The organism is [Borrelia] finlandensis, assembly GCF_000181875.2.
In the GTDB taxonomy this organism is placed as follows: domain Bacteria; phylum Spirochaetota; class Spirochaetia; order Borreliales; family Borreliaceae; genus Borreliella; species Borreliella finlandensis.
Window position 1 is genome coordinate 37,884 of the sequence record NC_012234.1, and the last position, 20,339, is coordinate 58,222.

Below are 20,339 nucleotides of genomic sequence, written 5' to 3' on the forward strand. Positions count from 1 at the left end.
TTTTCTTTTTTTAGTGTAGCTTTGCCAAAGATTTATTGATAATTTTTTTCTACCAATAAGATTAAGTTTATCACCTGGTTTGCAAATTCTTTTGTTGCGTTAATTATTTTGCTGATGCTGTTGGTTGTTAATTTGGACTCAGCTTTTAGTTGTTCTTTTGTGTTTTTGTATTCATTTTTAACTTTAGTAAATTTTTCAGCCAAAACTTTATATTCTTGAGCTGTCAATTTGTTGTAAAATTTTGGGTTTGGGTGAAACTTAAAGCCCAAGTCCCAGTCTATTTGACTTGAATTTTCTTTTTCCTGCCATTTTTGAGCAGCATCTATGACCTTTTTTATTGTGCTTGTTCCTAGGGGATCTTTAGTCTCTTCAAAAATAAGCTCACTTTTGTTTAGCTCTTCGAGCAATCTGTTTTTTATTATTTCTATGTTCTCGGTATTAATATTATTAATGTTGCTCTCAGTTGAGTCTTTTGTTGCGCTTAGAGAGTTTTCTTGATCCTTTGGTAAATTTTCAAGCTCTCTAAATTCTTTAGATGTTTCTAAATTTTTTATTGCATTTAGCGCTTTATCTAGAGAGTCTCTAACTTGCTTTGAGTATTCTTTTGTTATGAGTTTGTCGTTACTTTTTAAGTGAGTGGTGTATTTTTGGTTTTGTGCTAAGGTTATTGTGTTTTTGTTTAAAGTTGCATTTTCTAAAGAGTTATTTCCTAAAGTGACATTTTCTTCTTTGTGGTCAAAAATTTTGTCTTTGTTGTTATTAATTTCTTCTTCTTCAATTGTGGTAAGTATTGTTTCGTTGGTGGTTGTTGAGATTTTAAATTCTACTGTAGTTGGATTTAAAAATTTTTGCATATTTTCGCCCAATTCTTGATCTGTGATCTCGTCATTAGCTCCGATTAACAATAATTTTTCTTGTATTTTTGCAATTTCTTCTTCTGATTTTGCCATATTTGCTTCTTCCAGTTCTTCTAGTGGTATTAAGCTTTCGCTGCCAAATTCGGATTTTAAGGACATCTCTTGTTTTCCAGGTTCGATTTTTTCAATTTCCAAAATAGGGGGTGTGCTTTGATTTATGTTTGATTCAGGTTCTTTTTTAAATTTAGGGTCTGATTCAAGCTGCAAGCTGTTTTTAATGACTTCTGAAATATTTTTTAATTTATATTCGTTTAAGGCTTTGTTTTTATCGTTTGTATCCATGTTTGCATTACAGCTAATAACTAGCAGCAATGTTGTAAATATTGCAATTTTTAAAGCTTTTCTAAGCTTGCCGTTCAAAGCCTCGCACTCCTTTAAAAAAGAATATTGAGAAACATTATACCACAATTTTTGCATTTTGATTTTATTTTTAAATATAAAAATCCCCTTTAAGGGGATTTAAGGGGGTATCATAGATTTTGTATTATTTTTTTTAAATTTTTATTCTTACTGTTTTTAAAAAATTAAAATTTAACAATTTATAATGCGTTGCCTTTGGCCCATTTGTAATTTGGTGTTGAAGTAGTGGTGCTGTTTTTAAATTTTCTAAATTTTTCTAAAACTCTAAGCTCCAGTCTTCTTTTTTATATTGATACAAAGGATTTGCTTTGTACTAAGTGTACAGCATACTTAGAATTTTTCAGATTTATCAATAAAGGAGAACATCGGATGAAAATCGATGTTCCTTTGAATATATTAATATATTTAAATGTAGGCTTAAGATTTTAACTATTAGCTAATAAAATGCTTTTAAAATATGAAAATGATTTAATTGCTCTGCTCACTCTCTTCATTTTGATCATCATCATCTTCTTCTTCAGGGTTGTTGTCAGCATTTTCTTCTATTGAGGCTTTTGATTGTGAGTTTTTCTTTTTTTCATCTTTTTTTTCTTGTTCTAATTCTTTATGCACATTGTTAAGAATAGAATCTATTAAAATCCCACGACCAATTGCACTGCAAGACACAATAAATACTGAAAATGAAATAAATATTATTTTTTTAACCATTTAATCATTCCTTTAACCTAAGCAATTTAACTGTAATTATATATCATTGGATTTAATTAATCAATTAAATGTATTTTATTTTTAAAGCCCGATTTAATTTTACACTGATTCTTTTTGAATTACTAATTTTAGATTATTTACGTCTGTTATTGTGTCTAAAATTTGAGTGAAATTTTTATTCATTTGAAAGACTTGTTTGTGAGGCAGTAGGTCCAATTCTATTGTTTTTTCGCTAATAGTCACTTTGTTGTAATCTATTGAATGATAATCTTTTTTGTTTTTTATTTGAAATCTATAGATAGGATTTAAGTATTTCTCACCAGTGCCCTTTTTAATTGTGTCTTTAAGGTCTTTTAAAATATAATCTTTGTGTTTTTGGGTGTCGTTTGGGGGATTGAGCATGATGTTAATAATGTTGTTGTTATTTTTATCTTTAAGGTTTAAGACAAATAATAAGTCTTGACTTTGGAAGAAATTCTCAATATTTTCAATTTCTTTGAAATTTTTTAAAGTTGAGCTTTTTGAATTTTCTGGGGCTTTAAAGTTTAACAATTTTTTATTTATTAATATGCTTAAAGACACCACTTTCCCCTGTGTGGGCAAGATTTTATCTTCTGGTTTTAGAAATTCCTTTTCTCTTGCGATGCTAAAATCAAGAGTGAATGTTTGAATCGGATAAGCTTGTTTGTAGTATTCCTCAATGCTTTTTGGAATTTGATTTGATTCCCTTATTTCTATCGTTTGAATTGATGCCGTAGGGATTATTTTTGCTACATTTTGTTTCTGTTTTTCAGGCTCTTGTTTTTCAGATGTTTTTTCTTTGGTTTTTTGTTCTTTATTGATAGATAAATCACAAGACAAGATCAAAATTTCTAGTAATATTAAAATTACTTTTTTGCTCATTTATTTCTCCTTATCTTTTGGTTTTTTCATTATATAATTAATATTTATTATTAATAAGTTGTTTTAAAGCTAATTTGATTAAATTATTTAAAAAATAATAGAGAACTTAATTTTTGAAAAAAGAAGTTCTCTAATGCAAAAGAACTTCTTTGGAGGTAGTTTAAAAGTAGTGTTATTTTATATTGATTTAAATAGTCTACTGGCTTTGATGAAGTATGTAGCTATTCTTAAAGTATAGCTCACATTTTAAAATATGAATTTTACTTATTTTTGAAATTTATACAAAGAAGGCTCGCATTGAGAGCCTCTTTGAAACGTGTGTGGGAAGTGTTTAAGTTAATTTTAATAAATAAAATTATTTGATAAATTCTTTTAGTCTTGAAACATTGGTTAATATTTTTAGTGCATCGTAAATGCTTTGACTTACTTTAATGTAATATTTTTTATTAGAATAATTAGAGTAGATAAGTTTAATTTTATTTAGGCTTTTTTGAAATTTGGCAAAGTTTAAATATTTCCAGCTGTGATTGGTTGATACGTAAAATGAGCTTCCAAATTGCAAATTGCCGTCTTTGTCTTTGCTTAGAATTGCCTTGTTGATGCTTAACAAGCTGTGATAATGAAACAAGGGCATTAAATTCAGTTCTTTTTTTTGTCTATCTTCAAAATTTAAACAACATCTTATGTAATTATTTTCATAAAAATGATTAAAATCTTTGTGATTTTTTAATTGAAGTAGGTTTTTTAAACCTTTTTTATCCATACTGGTTTTGTGAGCCAGTATGCTAATTGATTTTAGCTTGCCTTTTGTTAGTGTGATTTTATCGTATTGGTCTAAATATTTTGCTTCTGATTTTATTTCGATTGCTGCTTTTGAATCTATGCTGTAAGTTCTAATGTAAAACTGTGCACAAAGAATAGGATTTAAAGGCTTTGCATGTTCATTTTTGTAAATTAGGTTGTTTTTAATTGCACTCATATTTATCTCTTGTAATATTAAATTTATTTAAATTATTTTTTAAAATATTAAAATTTATGTACATACAAATATTTAATTATTCCTCAGTCCAAATTTATTTGTATAAGATATCATTTTATACGGATTTTATCAATAGTTTGTAAATTATTTAATACTTTTTTTATTTAGAATAAAAAACCAATTGATATTGATTATTTTAAAATTATATTTTAATATAATATCAATTCTAAAGAAGGAGAATAAACAATGACAAAATTAATGTACGCTATATTTTTGAGTGCAATATTATTTGTTGCTTGCGAAACTACAAGAATTTCAGATGAGATGAAAAATACTAGCGATGAAGATTCAAAAGTTACAGCTCCAATGCCAGATAAAGATATGATGAAGTCAATGCCAGACAAAAATACCAAATCAATGAAGCAACCTATGACAAAGTCAATGAAAAAGTAATAATACTTGCTTATAAATTAATTTAAATACAGTACTAATAACTATTTTAAAAAACTTTTTTGATAAATTTTATTAAAAAAGTTTTTAGTTTTTAGTTTCAATAATATCAAACATTTCTATTTATTATTTTGATTTAGAAAAATTAAATTAATATTAAAATTAAATATAAAAAAAGGGGAAAGAGGTTTTAAACCTCTCTCCCCCCTTTTGAATGCAAAACCAATATTACTGAATTGGAGCAAGAATATTGGTAGTCGTGTTTACTAAGTCCAAAATTATATCGTGAATGTCTGCAAATTGAGCTCTTGAATTTTTTGATCTTAAGGTGTCATTTAATTTTGAAACGTCAGTTTGTAAGTCAGGGTTAGTATTGTACTCATCAATAAGGTCATCTGTGTCTTTTAGCCATTTTTCTTTAAGTGGTGTAAGTTTTTCAAAATCATTGTAGAGTGTTTCCAAATTAGGTTTGTTTAGCTGTTGTAGTTTATCTTTTACATTTAGTATTTTTGCGCTGATTTCTTCCATTGCTAATTGAATGCTAAATCCTCTGTTTATAAGAGTTTCTTTAACCAAACCTCTGTAGTTTGAGTCTTGGCTGAGTTTTGATAAAATTTGCCCAAGATCAAAAATTTTTCCTTCGTTGAAATTTAAAGATGTGTAAAGCATTCTTCTCTCTTCTGTATATTCGTGGTCGTCAAAATGCACTGTTGAGCTTGCATTGAAAAATATTTTACTAAATATTTCTGCTCTCATTCCAAATTGGTCATTAGGTTCACCCCTGGAAGAATCCATTTTGCTTATTTGAATAATATTCTCAGATCTGTCCAGTATTTTTTGTATTAGCTCTGCAGCTTCAGGATCTAATATTTTTTTTGGAGCATTGTTGGCATTAGCGTTGGGATTATTTTTTTGTTTCAAAGCCTTTGAATTTGCTTTATTTTTTCCAGCTGCGGGTTTTGTTGGATTTTTTAAATTATTAATAGCAACAAGCAGATTTTCTATTTTTCCTTTCCCTTTCCCTTTTTTATGCTTTTTGCTTTCATTGCTGTCTTTTACTTCCAGAGAGCAAGAAAGCAAAATTAGCACAGTTAATACATGCAATAAAAATATTGCAATTAATTTATTATTTTTCAAAATGTTATCCTTCAATAAAAATTTTAAGTAATTTATATTAATTAATAATTTTAATTACCCCATTAATAACTTTAATTCAAAATTGTTATTGTACAAGAAGAATTCAAAAAAAAGAGAGCATGTGCTTTCTTTGGGTAAAAGGTCTTATTTTTTAATTATTATTAAATTTAAATAATGTGTCTAAGTGAAGTAATGTTTGCTCGGATTTCAAGCAAAGAGAAATCATAGTATCTTTATATGTTTGCTCAATGTGGTCGTTTAGCTTTTCTGTTATAGGAGAAGTTAAAGATCCTATAATGTATAAATGGTTTTCGCCTGATCAAATTGAAGATGTTGATCTTCAGATGGGCTACCAAAGAACTGTAAAGTGGGATGCGTTTTTAAATGCTAATCCTACAACGATTGCTAATGAGGTTAATACTATTTCAACTATTGGATTTAGTTCTGAAGTGGTAAGACTTAATTACTTAAAATTACAGTACAAATTTAGGCACTTAAAGCAGGCGTCTGAAAAATTTTACACTTCAGACTCATATCTTGGTGACATTAATAACAATTTACTTCCTTTCTCTCAAGCCTATAAGCTTGCAAGTAGCGAGATTATTAAACTTATTAATCACTTTGTAATAACAGGCACTGTTTCAATTCAAAAAGATGGAAAAAATCAAAAACATTTACTTCCCAATATGTATGGACTACTTAATATGCCTGAGCAGATAAAAGAAGAAGTTCAAAGTGCTAATAAGGATAAAATGGATAAAATATTTGAAAAAATTGAGGCGGGACTTTCAAAGTTAGAGCTAGGAGACGAATTTTCTACACCTATGATGGTAATAGTTAACCCTACAACTTCGCTCAAACTCGTAAAACCATACGCAGCAGCACAGGGTGCAGCAAGTAGCTGTGAAAAATGGGAGGATGTTTTGATTCAAACTATTAAGGCTATTAATAATAGAGAAGATGTCTACATTGAAACTTAAAACTTGCTAAAACATCAAATACTTATTTACCCATTAAACCCAGAGCTTATTAAGTTTAAGCCTAGCAAGTATATGCTACCTACACCAAATGAATAAGTGGATAAAGATTCAACTGATATTGCTCATTCATACATTGATTTTGTTTTAGGCGGACTACTTGCTACTAAAAATACTATTTTGCAAGTCAATATTAAACAAAATTAAACACTTGGGGCAAATAAAATGAGCGAACAAAAAGACTTGCAAACACAAGTTCAAAATGAAGAAGAACTTTTAATAACACTTCATTCTGAAGTGTTATTACTACTAGGGATAGACGAATTTGCACTAAGTAGGCAAAATTTTCTACTTTATTTATTTTTACTTCAAGCTATTCTAGTAACACGTGGTATTGGTACGGGTTCACTTACATATGAACAAATATTTTTGCTAACCTTTTATCATATAGGTTGCCAATTAAGAAAACAAGGAGTTGTTCGCGAATTTGAATTTGAAAGAATAAAAAAAGATAAGTTCAACGAGCTTGCGCTTGATTATTATCCTAGTAGCAGTGGAGGCGAAGAAGGTGGTGGAGAAGGCTGTAGATCAAATAAAAATTTTTGTTCACAATTTGACGCATTTTTAGAAAAATTAAAAAGAGATACTTCAACACCATCTTGTATGGGAGCAGTCTAATGAATGGTGTTAGAAAAAGACTATCAGATATGTCTTTCCGCATGATTAACGCCTTTAAGGCCCCTAGCCCCTTAAGGTTTTATAAGGGTAATGTTGTAAAACTTGAAAATGACGATTCTTATCAAAGAATATTTGACAAGAATAAATACACTGAATTTATTGGAATTATTATTGATATAAAACCACAAGAACTTGCGATGCTTTATGATTCCAATATATCTGATATTAGGGGGTATTCTAAACTTTACACATATCAAGACCTTAACTATGAACTAAAAGACCGAATATCAATTACAGATTCAGTTTACTTTGAAATATTTAGCATTGACTCTTCAATCGGATACTTCACATTAGTTTTAAAGGAATTTGTATGGACAAACTAGAATTTAAAATTGAATTAGAAATTGGTTGGTTCGGGGTTCGTGCAGGTATTGCTAAAATGCATGAAAAAGGGAGTAGCAATTTACCAGCAAGAAAACATTTAACCAAAATTGCTAGTAGTTCTGAGTTTAGAGAATATATCAATAATAGCTATATAAATTCTAAATTTAATCTTGACCCTAAATCGGAAATGGAGGCTATTGGACAAGCTTTTATAAGGTACTATGAAAATTATCTACTATCATCACAAGTTGCTCCAGTCTTAAATGCTAATACAATTAAAAGCAAGTTAAAAAAGGGTAGTAACACCGCATCAATTCCACTTGTTGATACAGCCAAAATGTTATCAGAACTTACTTATAAGGTAATACTTGAATGATTATGACTTTAGACACAGTCTTAAGCTATTTACTTAAAATATTTCAAGGATTTAAGGCTTATGCAACTGAAAATAATTTTGAGTGTGATATCATAAATACCTACAATCACCCATATCTTTCAAAGATTACAACTACCAGCCCCAATATAATAGCATTTAAATTTGATAGTACACAACATTTGTTTGATCATAACTGCAAAACTGGCACATTTTATGAAAATGCTTTGGAATTTAGTATAAATTTTCAAATATATATTATTGCGATAGTGTTAAATGCTAAAGACTTTGACGCTAATTCACGTATGTTAATGCTTTATAGTATGCTTAGTGACTTTTTGCACAATAAAGCTCATAAGTATACTTTGTTTGTCCGGTCTACAACCCGAATATATTAGTAAAATTAATTTTTACATTTACCCAACATCCAATATACAAACAGTTGGACTGATTAATTTAGGCACAAAATATAGCAATCATGCATACAGCGCATCTGTAGCATTCAATGCTAGTGTAAAAGCAATCGAAATTTTAAAGGAGGAATACAAAATTGCCGCAAGATACAATTAGTGTAAGTTTGGTTGACTCTAGAATTCAGGTTAGTAGGCCCAATTATTATAATCCACTTTTAGTTTACAAAACAACTAAAATCAAAGTTAATAAAGATACTGCTAACTTTATAACATTGAATTTAACCGTTAATAACTATGAAAAACAAATTGAAACTTTGGAAAAAGATAATGGAAATGGACAAGATCAGTTTGGGAAAGAAAAAACACTGCTTAAAACTACAATGTCAAATTTTTTCAATTTAAGCGAAGAGTCATTAAAATCCGTTGTTCTTTTTATTTATAAGGATAAACCCGAAGAGTTAAAAAAATATCTTAAAGTACATAGACAAAGTAATGAAAGATGATTATGATAAGTTTAAAACACCTTCAATTTTTTTTGTATTCTCAACTAAAGAGCAAGAAATAAAAGAACTATTTAAAGATAAAGGCAATGCTGAAAAAGAAAGAAATATTGTTGTTTACAGTAACAATAAAGACAACTTACACCTTAAATTTATAAGTCAATATTTGCATCAAGCAAGTATTTTTCATTCTGTAAATCCTTATGGTATGTCACTGGCTGCTACACCGCTTGTTGACGACACTGTAATTGGAAAGTTGCGAACTGCAAAAATTAACTTTTATTCACTTCTTAATGAAACTGGGCTTGATGGTGTACCTGCCTTTAAAGAGGGTGTTGATCTTGCTGGAAGTTTAATAGACGAACAGTTTACATATCACTATATAAAAAATGAAGCGATTATTGAGCTTATTAGAATTTGGAATAAAAACAATAGACAAAACAGCAAACTATCTGTACTACAACTTAGTGGTGCTAGAGACAATGCATATACTTCAGCAATTGAGTGCCTGCTCAAACGGTTTGTAGATAGAGGACTGATTATTGAGTATAAAAATTTAAGTCTTGCTCTCTCTCCTACACCACAACTTAAATTAGAACTCAGTGTGAATATTACTTATAACTTTAGCATTAATGCTGTTGCTTTAGCAATTACTACTCAAGATATAGTTGATTATCAAAACAGCTTAAGTGCTTAAAAGGGGGGCTAAAAATGCAATTTTATGATTTAAGAGAAGTTTATTTTTCAATTGGCGGTACACAGCTACATAGTGGCAAACTAGAGCTTACAAGCTAACCTACAACAAGAGTAGTGATTAGTAGTGAAGATAAAGGTATGTCTGTAATAAGCTTAAGAGATCCCAAAACGATAACTTATGTTTTCAACATTGAAGTGACATTAGGTAGTCATGACTACATTTTGTTAAGTGAACTTTCTGATGAACAGTTTTACAACATGTATGTGAGAAAAGAGGATAAAATGCTTGATTTAGCATTCAATGCTAGAATTGCTACCAAAATTATTTCTAACTATGCAATTTTTACTGAAGAGCCTTCAAGAAGTTAGTCTGCTGAGACCGAAAAAGTATCTTTTGAAATTAGGGCTATTAATTGCCAAAAAACTAAACCAAACAACACTTAAAAGGAGAGTCTTATTATGATAATGAGATATAAAATGAAAATTTTAACTAAAAATAAAACTTATGAATATCCACTGAGAGTACTTCCAATCTATGAATGGGATAAAGTTCTCGGATTTAATCAAAGTGACGCTGTTTTAAAGCTTAATGAGGTTAAATACTTAAGAGAAATCACAAGCTTAATGATAAGTCCAAAATTTTTAGACGAATTCTATGTGATTTTAGATTAAAATAGAGAATTTGTTTCTTATTATAAAGACTATCTTGTTGCAATAATTTACACTGCACAATTTAATACTTTTCATTTAGACAATGATCTCAAAAAACCCACTTTAGTATATTTGAGTGAGTATAAAAATAATGTTGGTGACTTTGTTACTTTTGACCATATCAATGAAAATTTTGAATATGAAAAAGTAGCCACTTCGCTTTCATCAATTACATCAAATTCCAATGAGTTGGTTGCTAAATGAGCAAGAGAAATAAAGATATTGATAAAGCTATTGCAAGTCTTAATGAGACTAGAAAAAAGTATTTTAACTTGCTTGACGAGATAAAAAACGACAAATACTATTTTCCAGTAATTATGAATATTTGCTCATACGACTCGGTAAAGAAATTGCCTTATGACGAACTTTTAGAGGTCAATAGGCTTGCTGATATTAAATTAGAAAAAGAATTGTATGAGTTAATTTTAAGCAAGTGAGGGCTTAGTGAGCGACAAATTTACCATTAAATTTAAAGGTATTCTTGATCATGCTGCAACAAAAAAGGCTATCGAACAAGATATTTCCAAAATGGAAAAATATCTTAAACCCAAAAAATCTAGTTTGGGTAGCACTAAAGATATTGTAAAAAATAATTTGTCGGACAAGAAAAAAGAACTTAGCAAACAATCTAAATTTAAAAGCTTAAGAGAGCGTGTTGAGAAATATAGACTTACACAAACTAAAAAGCTTATGAAACAGGGCATGGGTTTTTAGAAAGCCAGAAAAGAGGCTTTCAAAAGATCTTTAATGTCTGATAGAGACAAAAGACGTCTTGAATATAAAGAACTTGCAAAAGAATCAAAAGCAAAAAGTAAAATGTTAGCAGCCTCTCAAGGAAAAGGCCTTGTTGCCAAAATTGCAATAGGTAGTGCTCTTAGAAATGTCATCGGCAATGCTGTAAGTAAAGTTGGAGGCGAGATTATTGGGTTTGTTACAGGATTTATTAAAAAATCAGTTGTAGAAGTTTCTAAAAAAGAAAAAGCTCAAAAACTCAATACCGCATTTTATACAACAGCACAACGAAAAATACTTATGGGAGATGAAAAATAAAATATTAAGGGTATTTTTCATGGGAAAAAAGGATTTGAGCGTGACTTAGAAAAAGAAGAATTTTTGCGTCATTTTACTCTAGTCAAGGGCACTCTAACAGAAATGAACAAGTTAAATGGAACTAATTTAAAAAATATAGGAAATTTTATGGCCGAGCTTGTATCTAGCGGTCAGGCTAGCATGGAAGAGGCTGCAGCGGCTATTGATGATTATCTTAGAGGAAATGAAGACATGCTTTATAAGATTATGGTAGGCACAAAAGTCGGCTGGAAATATACACAAACGGCTAAGGATAACTTTCAAAAAGCCGTTATATACAAAGATTTTGGATTTAGACTTACTGAATTGCAAAAAATGGCTGCGGATTTTCATTCTTTTAATCTTACTGAATTTGCCGGAGAGAAGGAAAAAATTGATAGCAATATGATCAGCCTTGAACAATCCCTTATGAATGCAACTGCTGCGGGTATGCAGCTAGTGCTTGAAGGCGCTTCAGAAATAATTGAATGGGTTAAAGACATTATGAAAACCTATAAAGAAGGAGGCATTACTGGAATTATAAGCAACATGGTTTCAGCTATTATAAATCCTATAATTCAGCCATTTAGAGATTTATGGGCAATGATTGAAAATAGCTGGTTTGCGAAAAAAATAGCAGAAATAGCAAGTTGGTTTAAATAAAATGATTGAGAAAATTAGATAAAAAGGGAATTCTTATAAAAATTAACAAAAAAATTACTAACAATAATGATATTGAAACTAAGAAAAAAATCATGGAGATTACTCATATAGTAAGAGATGTAACAACCCAAATATTTGCTCTTTTTGGTGCAGATAGCTTTTTAGTGTTATTTCCAAGAATGGATTTAAAAGGTTTTGGATATGTTCCTCAATTGTTTTTTATAAAACCAAAAAACGAACTCATAACACGCACTTACAATACTAGTTGTTCTAAAAGACCAATTATCAATTATTATGATAGAAAAGCGGAATATGTCAGCTACAATCCAGTAATGACTGGTGAACATATATCATTAACCGGTGAAATACTAACATCGTTATATAAGGATATGCTTTCTCTACTCAAAATGACTGTTTTTGGCAACACTCTGCTACGTTTTGACGCTTATCTTGTAAAAGAATAACTAGCCAATAGAATACAAGCTCAAGTTCCATTTAGTATATATAGCCCGACTTTTGGCCTTAAAGAATTAGCTGTAATTACGAGTCTTTTGTTTAAAGACACTCCTTTCATTGATGAAGTTGAAGTTAGTCTATCAATGGAAATAGTGAAAACATTTGCATTAGAACCATATAAAGGATAAAAAATGTTGCTACTACAATATGATTTTAAAATTGAATTTTACAATGTAGATACATCAAAAAAATCAATTGATGGAACTCCTTTTCCAAAAAAAATTCCTAAAATTACAATAAATACACAAGATGGAATTCATGTTGATATTTCTATATCTAATAGGCTTTCATCAAAATTAAATACTATAAGTTCCAAACAAGCAAAAATTGTACTTTGGAACTTACCCCTAGACTTCACCGAAGACATTAAAGAAGGAGATATAGTAAAAATACGCTATAAGAAATTTGCTTATAAAAAAAATTTTGATTTCATAATGGCAGGCACTTTAAAGCCCCCCATGAGTACTGATTATCCTGGTGGAGATTTTAGTGTAGAGCTTGAGGTTCGTCTATTAACTAAAAGCAATTTCTTTAATCGAAAATTAGAGAACAAAAACTTTAAGGGCAAGACAGTGCAAGAAGCAATAGAATCTGTATTCCCCAATCGAAATATCCTTAATATGGACGAAAAAGATCGTCTTAAAATCATTAACAAAAATTTTTATGCCGCAACACCAAAAGAGTTTATTGAGAAAATAAAAGAAGGAAACTACGTTGATAACGTAATAACTGATGTTGGCTATCACAATTTTGAAATTGAATGCAATTTTATATTTACTAATTACAAACAAGTAGGGAAAAATATTTACTACAAGGCATTAGAAGATTATGGCCTTGAATTTATACCACAACAAGAAAGTGATATCGACCCTGAATTCAAGATAAGGCGTATATATTGGAACGCTCAAATATTTTTCACACATAAGCTAAGAGTTGGTGATAAAGTTTCTTTCAGGGATGGGTTGGGAAAAGTTGTCAAAAACATTATATTAGAAACAAGCGAAAGACTTAGTAACACAGGGGATTGTTCATTAACACTTAAGTTATATGACGCCTCTAATTTTGCACCGATGCCTGTGTAGTAAAGGAGTTAGAATGGATATTGACTATGCAATTTACAGAATGAATCAACGCCTTTATGGAAATACATTAACACAAGAGGACGTTAAAAATTGGATTTATTCAAACATTTTTATAATTAAAATTGGCACTGTAAAGGAGTTTAAACAACAAACTCAAGAAGCTATTGTTACAATCCCCGAATTTGAAGATTTAGAAATTCACACAAAAAATATCTCTAATATCAGTTTAGAACTATCAAAAGGTGATACCGTATTACTACTTCAATCAAGTGTTAATATTTTTGATAAAAATGACGATATTCACTTCGACAAACATCATTTTTATATACTTAGTGCAATTAGCCCAAAGACTTTAAATCTAATCTCTGATACTGTTAAAATTAAAGCAAACAATAAAATTAAAATAGCTAATGAAGTAACGACCTTAAAATCAATTCTGGAGAGCATTGTAAGTGCTATTGAAAGTATAAAAGTCGTAACCATAAAAGAAGGCCCAGTAATTAAACCAGTCAGTCTAAAAATAGCAACCACTAAAATTAATTCTGATATTAACAGCTTGTTCAAGTAATTTTTGCTAATTATGGTATAATTAATAGTATGGATTTAAGATTAGGCAATGATTTTGAATTGGTATTTAATAACGATTTATCACTTGTTGATGGAATTGAAGAACAAAAACAAAGATTTTTGATATTTTTAAAAACCTTAAGGGGTAGTTTAAGCTATGCTCCTCATTGGGGACTGGACTATTTCTTGCTTTTAAAACTGTTAAAAATTAACAATCTTCACGCTGTAAAAAATTATTTTCATGAAATATCCAAAGAGCTTAACTTAGATTTAATAAATATTTCAACTACTATACAAGACAACAAAGCACATATATCCTTTTTTTCTCAGGCGATGTTTTGAATATGGAGTTTAATTTATGAGCATCGTTTTTGATTCTGATTTTGGCATTTTAAAACGTACAATTAAGGATATTGTAAGAACAAAAAGAGAATATTTGCGTGTAAATTATGGGATTAATATTGATGATAATCAAAGCTCAATTTATAACATTATTGCGTCTTCTTTAGCATTAATTGAAGAAGAAATAATTAATGAGCTTAATCTCTTTTTTTCTAAAATGAAACCGGGTGGCACTTATTGGGCTGCTATTGAAGAACACATTTCTTCTAAAAGCACAACTTACAGTGCGGTTCGCACGGCTTTACTTAATCTTGATGGGGTTGAGTACACTAATATTAAAAGTGCAGCTGGTAAAGCCAACAAATATCTAATTCTAAAGGAAACTTTACTAGACACTAGTAAATCTAATATTAATAGTCCTGAATTTAAAGCAAAACTTTGGAAAACATTATATTTAACAACTCCTAGTGGTACTTTACTTGAGGGAGACACAGAAATTGATGGTCTCAATTCAACTGGACAACGCAAATCCTATAAAATATCACTAGGGAAAAGAAAATATGTTTACATGAAAGTAAAGTGTAAACTTTACCTTAAAAACTATCTCTACTTAAACACAGACTCTCAAATTAGGGACATTTATTCTAGGATTATTTCAAATAACTATTCTGATATGGGAATTAGCTTTGAATATCAAAACTTTTTTGCTCCAGTTAATGAAGTTAAAGGAATTAAGTTTATGGAAATAAGCACTTGTATTAAAGATACAGACACTGAGAGTATTACAAAAATTGGTGATAGCGATTTTAAAAAAATCAAGATATTGCCATTAATGGTGACACAATGCTACTTTTCAATACTACAGATAGATTGCTTATTGATATTGTATAGTTAACAAATATGAAAATACCCAATCTTTTCAAAAACACCGAAATTCATAAATTTATACGTACAGAAACAGAATATGCACAAGCATTGCTTAATGAACTTAAGTCCCTTAATTCCAACTTCATATCCATTAATGTAATAGAAAATATAAAATCAAGATATATTGCAATATAAATATCTCAAGTTTTATCTATCTTTTATGCAAAAACTCAAACTTTACAAAGTATTACAAGCAATATTAATAGTGTTATTTTTGCTTTACGTCATATTGGCACTGATGAGTCATTTAGACTGATTTACAAGACCTTTTTAAATGTGGACATTGAAGTTACTACTCCTGAAGCTGGGGTTATTGATATCTCTTTAAAAGGGGTAATAAAAACAAACTTTACTACATTTATTTCGCCTAGCACTAAAAAAGGAAAACGACTAAAAAAGATAATTTTTAGAGAAAAGAAACCGGGATACGCTGCATCTAAAAAGGCTTTAGCATTCAACTCACTTCCTAAGGGCTATGATTATTCAATTTGTGCTTTTATTAAGAGAATTATTCCTATTGGTAGAGTTCTCAAAATTAATAATACAGATGGTAACAATATTATTACTTTCAACAACTAAGGGGGTTTTATGGCTGATGATCAAGAAAAATTACTGATTGATGAAGAAGAAACGTTTCAAATAAAAGATTTAAATAAGGTTACGACCGTTAACAATACTGATCTTTTACTGCTTGATGATGGAGCTGCAAGCAGCAATGCTATCACCTTTAAAAACTTTTTAGATACTTCTAAAGACAAAATATTTAAAGGATAAGGATTGGACTATTTTAAGCAGATAATTAAATCTACAATTACCGAAGAACTTGCAGCTGATAAAGATTTTGTAGAAAAAATTTATGCTAAAATAACGGACAAATTAATTAACAACGATTCTACTAATATTTCTAACCTTTTTAGTAAAATCAAATCGCGCCTTACAAATAGCATATCATCAGTCACTCTATCTAGAAATGATGATCTTTTGATAATGTCTTCTTCAAGTATTCAAAAAACACCCGTTCCAAAACAACTGCTTGGAGTACCATCAGATTTTTCACATGGAAGAAATTTTGCATACGGACCAACGCTTTATTCGTCTGACTACAAAAACAAATCAATAACTATTAAGTTGGAGCACACTAATAATGCAACTCTTATTTTTTATAAATATAATGATAATGATCCCATTTACCTTGATATTAAGCTTGACGTAGAACACTATAGGGATACATAGATTAAAGTACTTTATCTAAGATATTCCGATGAAAGTGAAATAAGTATGGCTTATGAGCAATCAGACGCTCCCCAAGGACTATGTAGTAGATTTCCCATGTATAAAGGCTGGTATATTCAAAAAAGAGCCTACTCGTCAGGGAGCCCCATCCCACAGTTTTAAAAGCTGTAAACTTTTTTAGCAAAAATTAAGGTTTTGATATATAATGCATATGCAAATAAAAAATTAAAATAAAGGATTAAAAAATGGATACTATTAAATTAACAGAACTTCTTATCAATTTAAACGAAATTAAACTTATAGCCGTAATGATTTTTGTAACAGTATTGGTTTTAGGAGTGTTAATTCTTCTCAAGCCTTTATTAAAAGACATATTGACTATTGTAATAGGTAAGATTTTTAAGAATGGCAATGGTAATGGCAAAAATCACATTAAAAAAAGAGATTAACTTATGAAATTATCCAAAGATAATGTTGAGCTTGGACTTACGTCTTTATCAACCCTTATTGATATATTTTCTAAATTTGAAGATGAATTTGATGAAGTTGCACATAAAGGATTCTTTTTGGTTTATGAGCTGTATTCTCATTATAAATTAATCTATACAGCAAATATGGAAAGTGCATTGACTCCAGCAATAAATGCGGCACTCGCTCCATTAAATGAAAAAATCAATCAATGCATTGACTTAGTTAATTCTGATGAAAAAAATCTCAAAATATCTAATGATCTGAAATTCAATCAGGAAGGAAAGCCTATCTATAAGGAAAGAATAAATAATGCAAAATAACACTATTGGTTTAGGACTTAATTTACTATCCAGCTTAACTAACATAGCTAAAACTGATACAAACATAGATCATAATTACATTAATACTTTTAGTAAAGTAATATATTTTTTCTACAAAACATATATAAGGACACTAAAATCTATGGAAACAGCTGAGTCAACTAAAATATTTGAAGAAATACAAGACATTTTAAAATACAATATTGAGATAATAGAGGCTATCTCTACTGACAAAAATAAAAAAATTATCACTTCACTTAAAGCAACACGTAACAAAATTATGAAAGAATATATCAAAATACTTAAAAGAGGTGAAAATGCTTAAAAGATTAAAAGATTGCATTGTCTACTAATTGCTTTGCTACTATGTTGCACCACTATTGCCAACCTACCAGAAGAGCCAAAACCTCCAATTATTCAAACACTAAAATCTTTAGCTAAATATGAAACACAACTTTCAGAGCATGTTATGTACCTAGTAACATTTTTAGCTAAAACAAAGGTTAAAGTTAATGATCCAAATTATCCAGAATATCCTTATCCAGACTTATCAACACTAAAAGACGAACACTCTATAAATGCAGTAAAACATAATATCAACATATATTTAGAGTACATTAAAAAAACAAAACCAATAGTGGAAAAAGTCTATAATAAATATTCCCAGTTAAAAATGTAAATTACAAAAAGATTTTTCTTGCAAGAAATTCTACTTTATGATCAAATCGGCTTTTGCAACAAAAGAAAAATCTAGATATTAGATTAATGCAGATTTAATATCTAGATTTTAACATTTTCAACACTAATATTTACTAATTAATTAGTACCTTCTTCGAGAAATTTTATTATTTCATCTATCTGTTCTACAGCTTCTTTAGACATTTCTTGCCCTTTGCCAGTAGTATTGCTTTCGCTGAACTTTATAGTTACTCCAACCAACTTTGATTCTGCCCATATCTTGTTTTTTGCAGTACTATTGTCAGCATCTGTAGTCCCCTCAATTTTTTGTTTAGCTGCTTTTAAAGCTGCTAATTTATCTTGGAAGAGACTTTCTAAAGCCAATAGTTTTTCTTTAAGCTCTGCATTACCTACATCCTTTAAACTTTCTTTTAATTTATTTATTTCTTGTTTATAATAATTAAATTTCTCATGATCAATCTTATTATTAAGCGCTGAAACATCTGTAATCAATGAATCTATTTGTTTCTTTTCCTCTACATATGCTTTACAAGCCATTATAAATAACATTAATACAAAAAATAATTTAAATATGTTTTTATTTTTTATTAGTTACTCCTATATTCAATAATAATGAGGTAAAATCTAGCACAACATTCGAAAAATATAAATCTCTCAATTAAAATCTTTAAAAATTTTTAAAAATAGGATCTATAATTACAAGAATAAATTTTATTTTTACTCAACATATTGTACTAGAAATAAGAAAAAGGAATAAAAATGAAAATTATCAACATATTATTTTGTTTATTTTTACTAATACTAAACGGCTGTAATTCTAATAGTACTAATACTAGCCAAACAAAAAGTAGACAAAAACGTGATTTAACCCAAAAAGAAGAAGTACAACAAGAAAAACCAAAATCTAAAGAAGACCTGCTTAGAGAAAGGCTATCTGATGATCAAAAAACACATCTTGACTGGTTAAAAACCGCTTTAACTGGTGCTGGAGAATTTGATAAATTCTTAGAAAATGATGATGATAAAATAAAATCGGCGCTTGATCACATAAAAACTCAACTTGATAAATGTACAGGGAAACAGGATGGTGATCAACAGAAAACCACTTTTAAAGCTGTGGTTCAAGGATTTTTTAACGGGGAAAGTATAGATAATTTTGCAAGTCAAGCAACTACTACCTGCCAATAGTAATTTCGGCCCCCAAATAGGGGGCTTTAATATTGCTCACTGCAAATATATAATTAAATTGTCTTTCTTTTTTTAACATGCAAAAGAATTTTAATACTTTTGTTTTATAAACGTCTCGATTATCAGACATAAATACTTTAAGCTTATTTAGATCATCAAATCTATTAGTTTTATTGAAATATTCTCTTAAAATATTTACCCAATATTCTATACTCTTAAGCTTAACATTCTTTTCAAAAAGATCCTCTAAAGCATCATCATTATCAGTACATAATGCCCGAATAAGAGCATTTATATTCTTTTTTTCTTCACCCTCATTTACCCAATTTTTTATATTAAACAGTGCGTCTCTAAAAATTTTATAGCAATAAGCCTTGCCAGATTTTAAGTTTTTATTAAAGCTGTTTAGTTGATTTTTTTCTTGATTTATGTCCTTTTTTTGTTCTTGTTTTTGATTAACACTAACTTGCTTGTTAGACATAGAATTTACGTTTTCATAATTATTGTAAATAGGTGCTGCATCAGTATCCACTTCACTTTTTATATGAAGACATGCAACTAAAGCATACCTTTTGAAATAAGTAATAGCTGATCCAACTAGTTGTGGTACTGTATTCACAACATTTTTAGACCCGCTTTCATTGTTCCACTGTAAGTTTTCTGTAAGCATTGGTGTATCAAAAGAAAATTCATATCCAGTGCTTGTACTGTAAAATGTGGTCCTAATAACATGCTCTTTTTGACCATCTACAAATTTAGATATTGGATATTGCTCAAAATCAAGCTCCAAATTGTGCTTATCAATAACGTTTTCAATTTCTTCTACTATTTCATTGAAATTCTGATATTTATATCCATATCCTTTAAGGCTTTTGTCAATCCCTGGTAAATTTATTTTTAGGGTTTTTATATCTTTTCTGAAGCTTATTTTTGCTTGAATATTTTCTTGTGGATTATTTTTGTTTGATATGTTGTCCATTTTTTACTCCTTTATAGGTATTTATAAAAATAAATATATAGCAAAAACTATTTTTGCAAACTTATTTACAAAAAATTTTTACAAAAAAGTGGAGCTTA

Annotated in this window: 19 protein-coding genes and 11 pseudogenes; 23 read left to right on the plus strand and 7 right to left on the minus strand. The window is 29.1% G+C overall.

Translation table 11 applies throughout. The features are described 5' to 3' along the window. Positions 1 to 32: 32 nt before the first annotated feature. The 4 genes from BSV1_RS06150 to BSV1_RS06170 all read right to left on the minus strand — a co-directional run bounded on the left by BSV1_RS06150 (position 33) and on the right by BSV1_RS06170 (position 3,867). Entirely contained in the window at positions 33 to 1,277 is a 1,245-nt protein-coding gene (locus BSV1_RS06150) for a hypothetical protein (protein WP_012672339.1), read from the minus strand. A gap of 468 nt (positions 1,278 to 1,745) precedes the next feature. Then, complete coding sequence (locus BSV1_RS06160) at positions 1,746 to 1,985, minus strand: hypothetical protein (protein ID WP_012672343.1); 240 nt, start codon at positions 1,983 to 1,985, stop codon at positions 1,746 to 1,748. A 99-nt stretch (positions 1,986 to 2,084) separates the two neighbouring features. After that, entirely contained in the window at positions 2,085 to 2,888 is an 804-nt protein-coding gene (locus BSV1_RS06165; RefSeq protein ID WP_012672370.1) for a hypothetical protein, read from the minus strand. Between the two features lie 355 nt (positions 2,889 to 3,243). Next, positions 3,244 to 3,867 (minus strand): hypothetical protein, encoded by a 624-nt coding sequence (locus BSV1_RS06170; RefSeq protein ID WP_012672344.1) that lies wholly within the window; start codon positions 3,865 to 3,867, stop codon positions 3,244 to 3,246. A gap of 246 nt (positions 3,868 to 4,113) precedes the next feature. On the opposite strand from BSV1_RS06170, the gene BSV1_RS06175 reads away from it, so the two are divergent. Further along, positions 4,114 to 4,320, plus strand: coding sequence for an Lp6.6 family lipoprotein (locus tag BSV1_RS06175; RefSeq protein WP_012672288.1), 207 nt, complete (start codon positions 4,114 to 4,116; stop codon positions 4,318 to 4,320). Between the two features lie 225 nt (positions 4,321 to 4,545). On the opposite strand, the gene BSV1_RS06180 is transcribed toward BSV1_RS06175, so the two are convergent. Beyond that, positions 4,546 to 5,454 carry a complement regulator-acquiring protein gene (locus tag BSV1_RS06180; RefSeq protein WP_012672334.1) on the minus strand — a complete coding sequence of 303 codons (909 nt, stop codon included), beginning with the start codon at positions 5,452 to 5,454 and terminating at the stop codon, positions 4,546 to 4,548. Between the two features lie 248 nt (positions 5,455 to 5,702). On the opposite strand from BSV1_RS06180, the pseudogene BSV1_RS06185 reads away from it, so the two are divergent. From BSV1_RS06185 to BSV1_RS06285, 21 genes and pseudogenes are all read left to right on the plus strand, one after another. Then, positions 5,703 to 6,638 (plus strand): annotated as a pseudogene (locus BSV1_RS06185) (hypothetical protein). A gap of 18 nt (positions 6,639 to 6,656) precedes the next feature. Then, the gene (locus tag BSV1_RS06190) at positions 6,657 to 7,109 is read left to right on the plus strand and encodes a DUF3890 domain-containing protein (protein ID WP_012672330.1); all 453 of its coding nucleotides are present in this window, start codon (positions 6,657 to 6,659) and stop codon (positions 7,107 to 7,109) included. Next, positions 7,109 to 7,492: a DUF1506 family protein gene (locus tag BSV1_RS06195; protein ID WP_012672317.1), complete on the plus strand. Its 384-nt coding sequence runs from the start codon at positions 7,109 to 7,111 to the stop codon at positions 7,490 to 7,492. Before BSV1_RS06190 ends, BSV1_RS06195 begins: the two co-directional genes overlap by 1 nt. Next, complete coding sequence (locus BSV1_RS06200) at positions 7,480 to 7,869, plus strand: hypothetical protein (RefSeq protein WP_012672321.1); 390 nt, start codon at positions 7,480 to 7,482, stop codon at positions 7,867 to 7,869. The genes BSV1_RS06195 and BSV1_RS06200 overlap by 13 nt, the downstream gene beginning before the upstream one ends. Further along, a pseudogene (locus tag BSV1_RS06205) lies at positions 7,866 to 8,436 on the plus strand (DUF764 family protein). Before BSV1_RS06200 ends, BSV1_RS06205 begins: the two are co-directional and overlap by 4 nt. Next, a pseudogene (locus BSV1_RS06210) lies at positions 8,417 to 9,476 on the plus strand (DUF787 family protein). Before BSV1_RS06205 ends, BSV1_RS06210 begins: the two co-directional pseudogenes overlap by 20 nt. Before the next feature lie 14 nt (positions 9,477 to 9,490). Beyond that, positions 9,491 to 9,919 (plus strand): annotated as a pseudogene (locus BSV1_RS07365) (DUF1463 family protein). Positions 9,920 to 9,934: 15 nt separating this feature from the next. Further along, positions 9,935 to 10,390 (plus strand): annotated as a pseudogene (locus BSV1_RS06220) (DUF1473 family protein). Then, positions 10,387 to 10,623 (plus strand): DUF1322 family protein, encoded by a 237-nt coding sequence (locus BSV1_RS06225; RefSeq protein ID WP_012672310.1) that lies wholly within the window; start codon positions 10,387 to 10,389, stop codon positions 10,621 to 10,623. Before BSV1_RS06220 ends, BSV1_RS06225 begins: the two are co-directional and overlap by 4 nt. A 7-nt stretch (positions 10,624 to 10,630) precedes the next feature. Then, positions 10,631 to 11,917 (plus strand): annotated as a pseudogene (locus BSV1_RS06230) (DUF759 family protein). A 35-nt stretch (positions 11,918 to 11,952) separates the two neighbouring features. Next, positions 11,953 to 12,561 (plus strand): annotated as a pseudogene (locus tag BSV1_RS06235) (DUF792 family protein). Positions 12,562 to 12,564: 3 nt separating this feature from the next. Continuing rightward, on the plus strand, positions 12,565 to 13,515 hold the full coding sequence (locus tag BSV1_RS06240; RefSeq protein WP_012672329.1) for a DUF693 family protein: 951 nt from the start codon (positions 12,565 to 12,567) through the stop codon (positions 13,513 to 13,515). Between the two features lie 13 nt (positions 13,516 to 13,528). After that, the gene (locus BSV1_RS06245; protein ID WP_012672306.1) at positions 13,529 to 14,083 is read left to right on the plus strand and encodes a DUF777 family protein; all 555 of its coding nucleotides are present in this window, start codon (positions 13,529 to 13,531) and stop codon (positions 14,081 to 14,083) included. Between the two features lie 29 nt (positions 14,084 to 14,112). Continuing rightward, positions 14,113 to 14,444 (plus strand): annotated as a pseudogene (locus BSV1_RS06250) (DUF2634 domain-containing protein). Next, positions 14,441 to 15,315 (plus strand): annotated as a pseudogene (locus tag BSV1_RS06255) (DUF276 domain-containing protein). Before BSV1_RS06250 ends, BSV1_RS06255 begins: the two co-directional pseudogenes overlap by 4 nt. Before the next feature lie 9 nt (positions 15,316 to 15,324). Continuing rightward, positions 15,325 to 15,930, plus strand: a pseudogene (locus BSV1_RS06260) (DUF735 family protein). A 9-nt stretch (positions 15,931 to 15,939) separates the two neighbouring features. Next, positions 15,940 to 16,746, plus strand: a pseudogene (locus BSV1_RS06265) (DUF685 domain-containing protein). Positions 16,747 to 16,829: 83 nt separating this feature from the next. After that, complete coding sequence (blyA, locus tag BSV1_RS06270) at positions 16,830 to 17,033, plus strand: holin BlyA (RefSeq protein ID WP_002658481.1); 204 nt, start codon at positions 16,830 to 16,832, stop codon at positions 17,031 to 17,033. A gap of 3 nt (positions 17,034 to 17,036) precedes the next feature. Further along, a complete protein-coding gene (locus tag BSV1_RS06275; protein ID WP_012672289.1) occupies positions 17,037 to 17,375 on the plus strand; it encodes a BlyB family putative holin accessory protein in 339 nt (112 codons plus the stop codon). Next, on the plus strand, positions 17,365 to 17,700 hold the full coding sequence (locus BSV1_RS06280; protein WP_012672362.1) for a BlyB family putative holin accessory protein: 336 nt from the start codon (positions 17,365 to 17,367) through the stop codon (positions 17,698 to 17,700). Before BSV1_RS06275 ends, BSV1_RS06280 begins: the two co-directional genes overlap by 11 nt. A gap of 3 nt (positions 17,701 to 17,703) precedes the next feature. Then, on the plus strand, positions 17,704 to 18,054 hold the full coding sequence (locus BSV1_RS06285; RefSeq protein ID WP_039949811.1) for a BBA14 family lipoprotein: 351 nt from the start codon (positions 17,704 to 17,706) through the stop codon (positions 18,052 to 18,054). A 137-nt stretch (positions 18,055 to 18,191) separates the two neighbouring features. On the opposite strand, the gene revA is transcribed toward BSV1_RS06285, so the two are convergent. Further along, a complete protein-coding gene (revA, locus tag BSV1_RS06290) occupies positions 18,192 to 18,662 on the minus strand; it encodes a fibronectin-binding protein RevA (RefSeq protein ID WP_039949813.1) in 471 nt (156 codons plus the stop codon). A gap of 171 nt (positions 18,663 to 18,833) precedes the next feature. Between revA and BSV1_RS06295 the strand changes: the two genes are divergently transcribed. Further along, entirely contained in the window at positions 18,834 to 19,262 is a 429-nt protein-coding gene (locus BSV1_RS06295; protein ID WP_012672355.1) for an Mlp family lipoprotein, read from the plus strand. Here BSV1_RS06295 and BSV1_RS06300 read toward each other — a convergent pair. Then, entirely contained in the window at positions 19,249 to 20,241 is a 993-nt protein-coding gene (locus BSV1_RS06300; RefSeq protein ID WP_012672293.1) for an ERF family protein, read from the minus strand. The genes BSV1_RS06295 and BSV1_RS06300 overlap by 14 nt on opposite strands. Between the last annotated feature and the right edge of the window lie 98 nt (positions 20,242 to 20,339).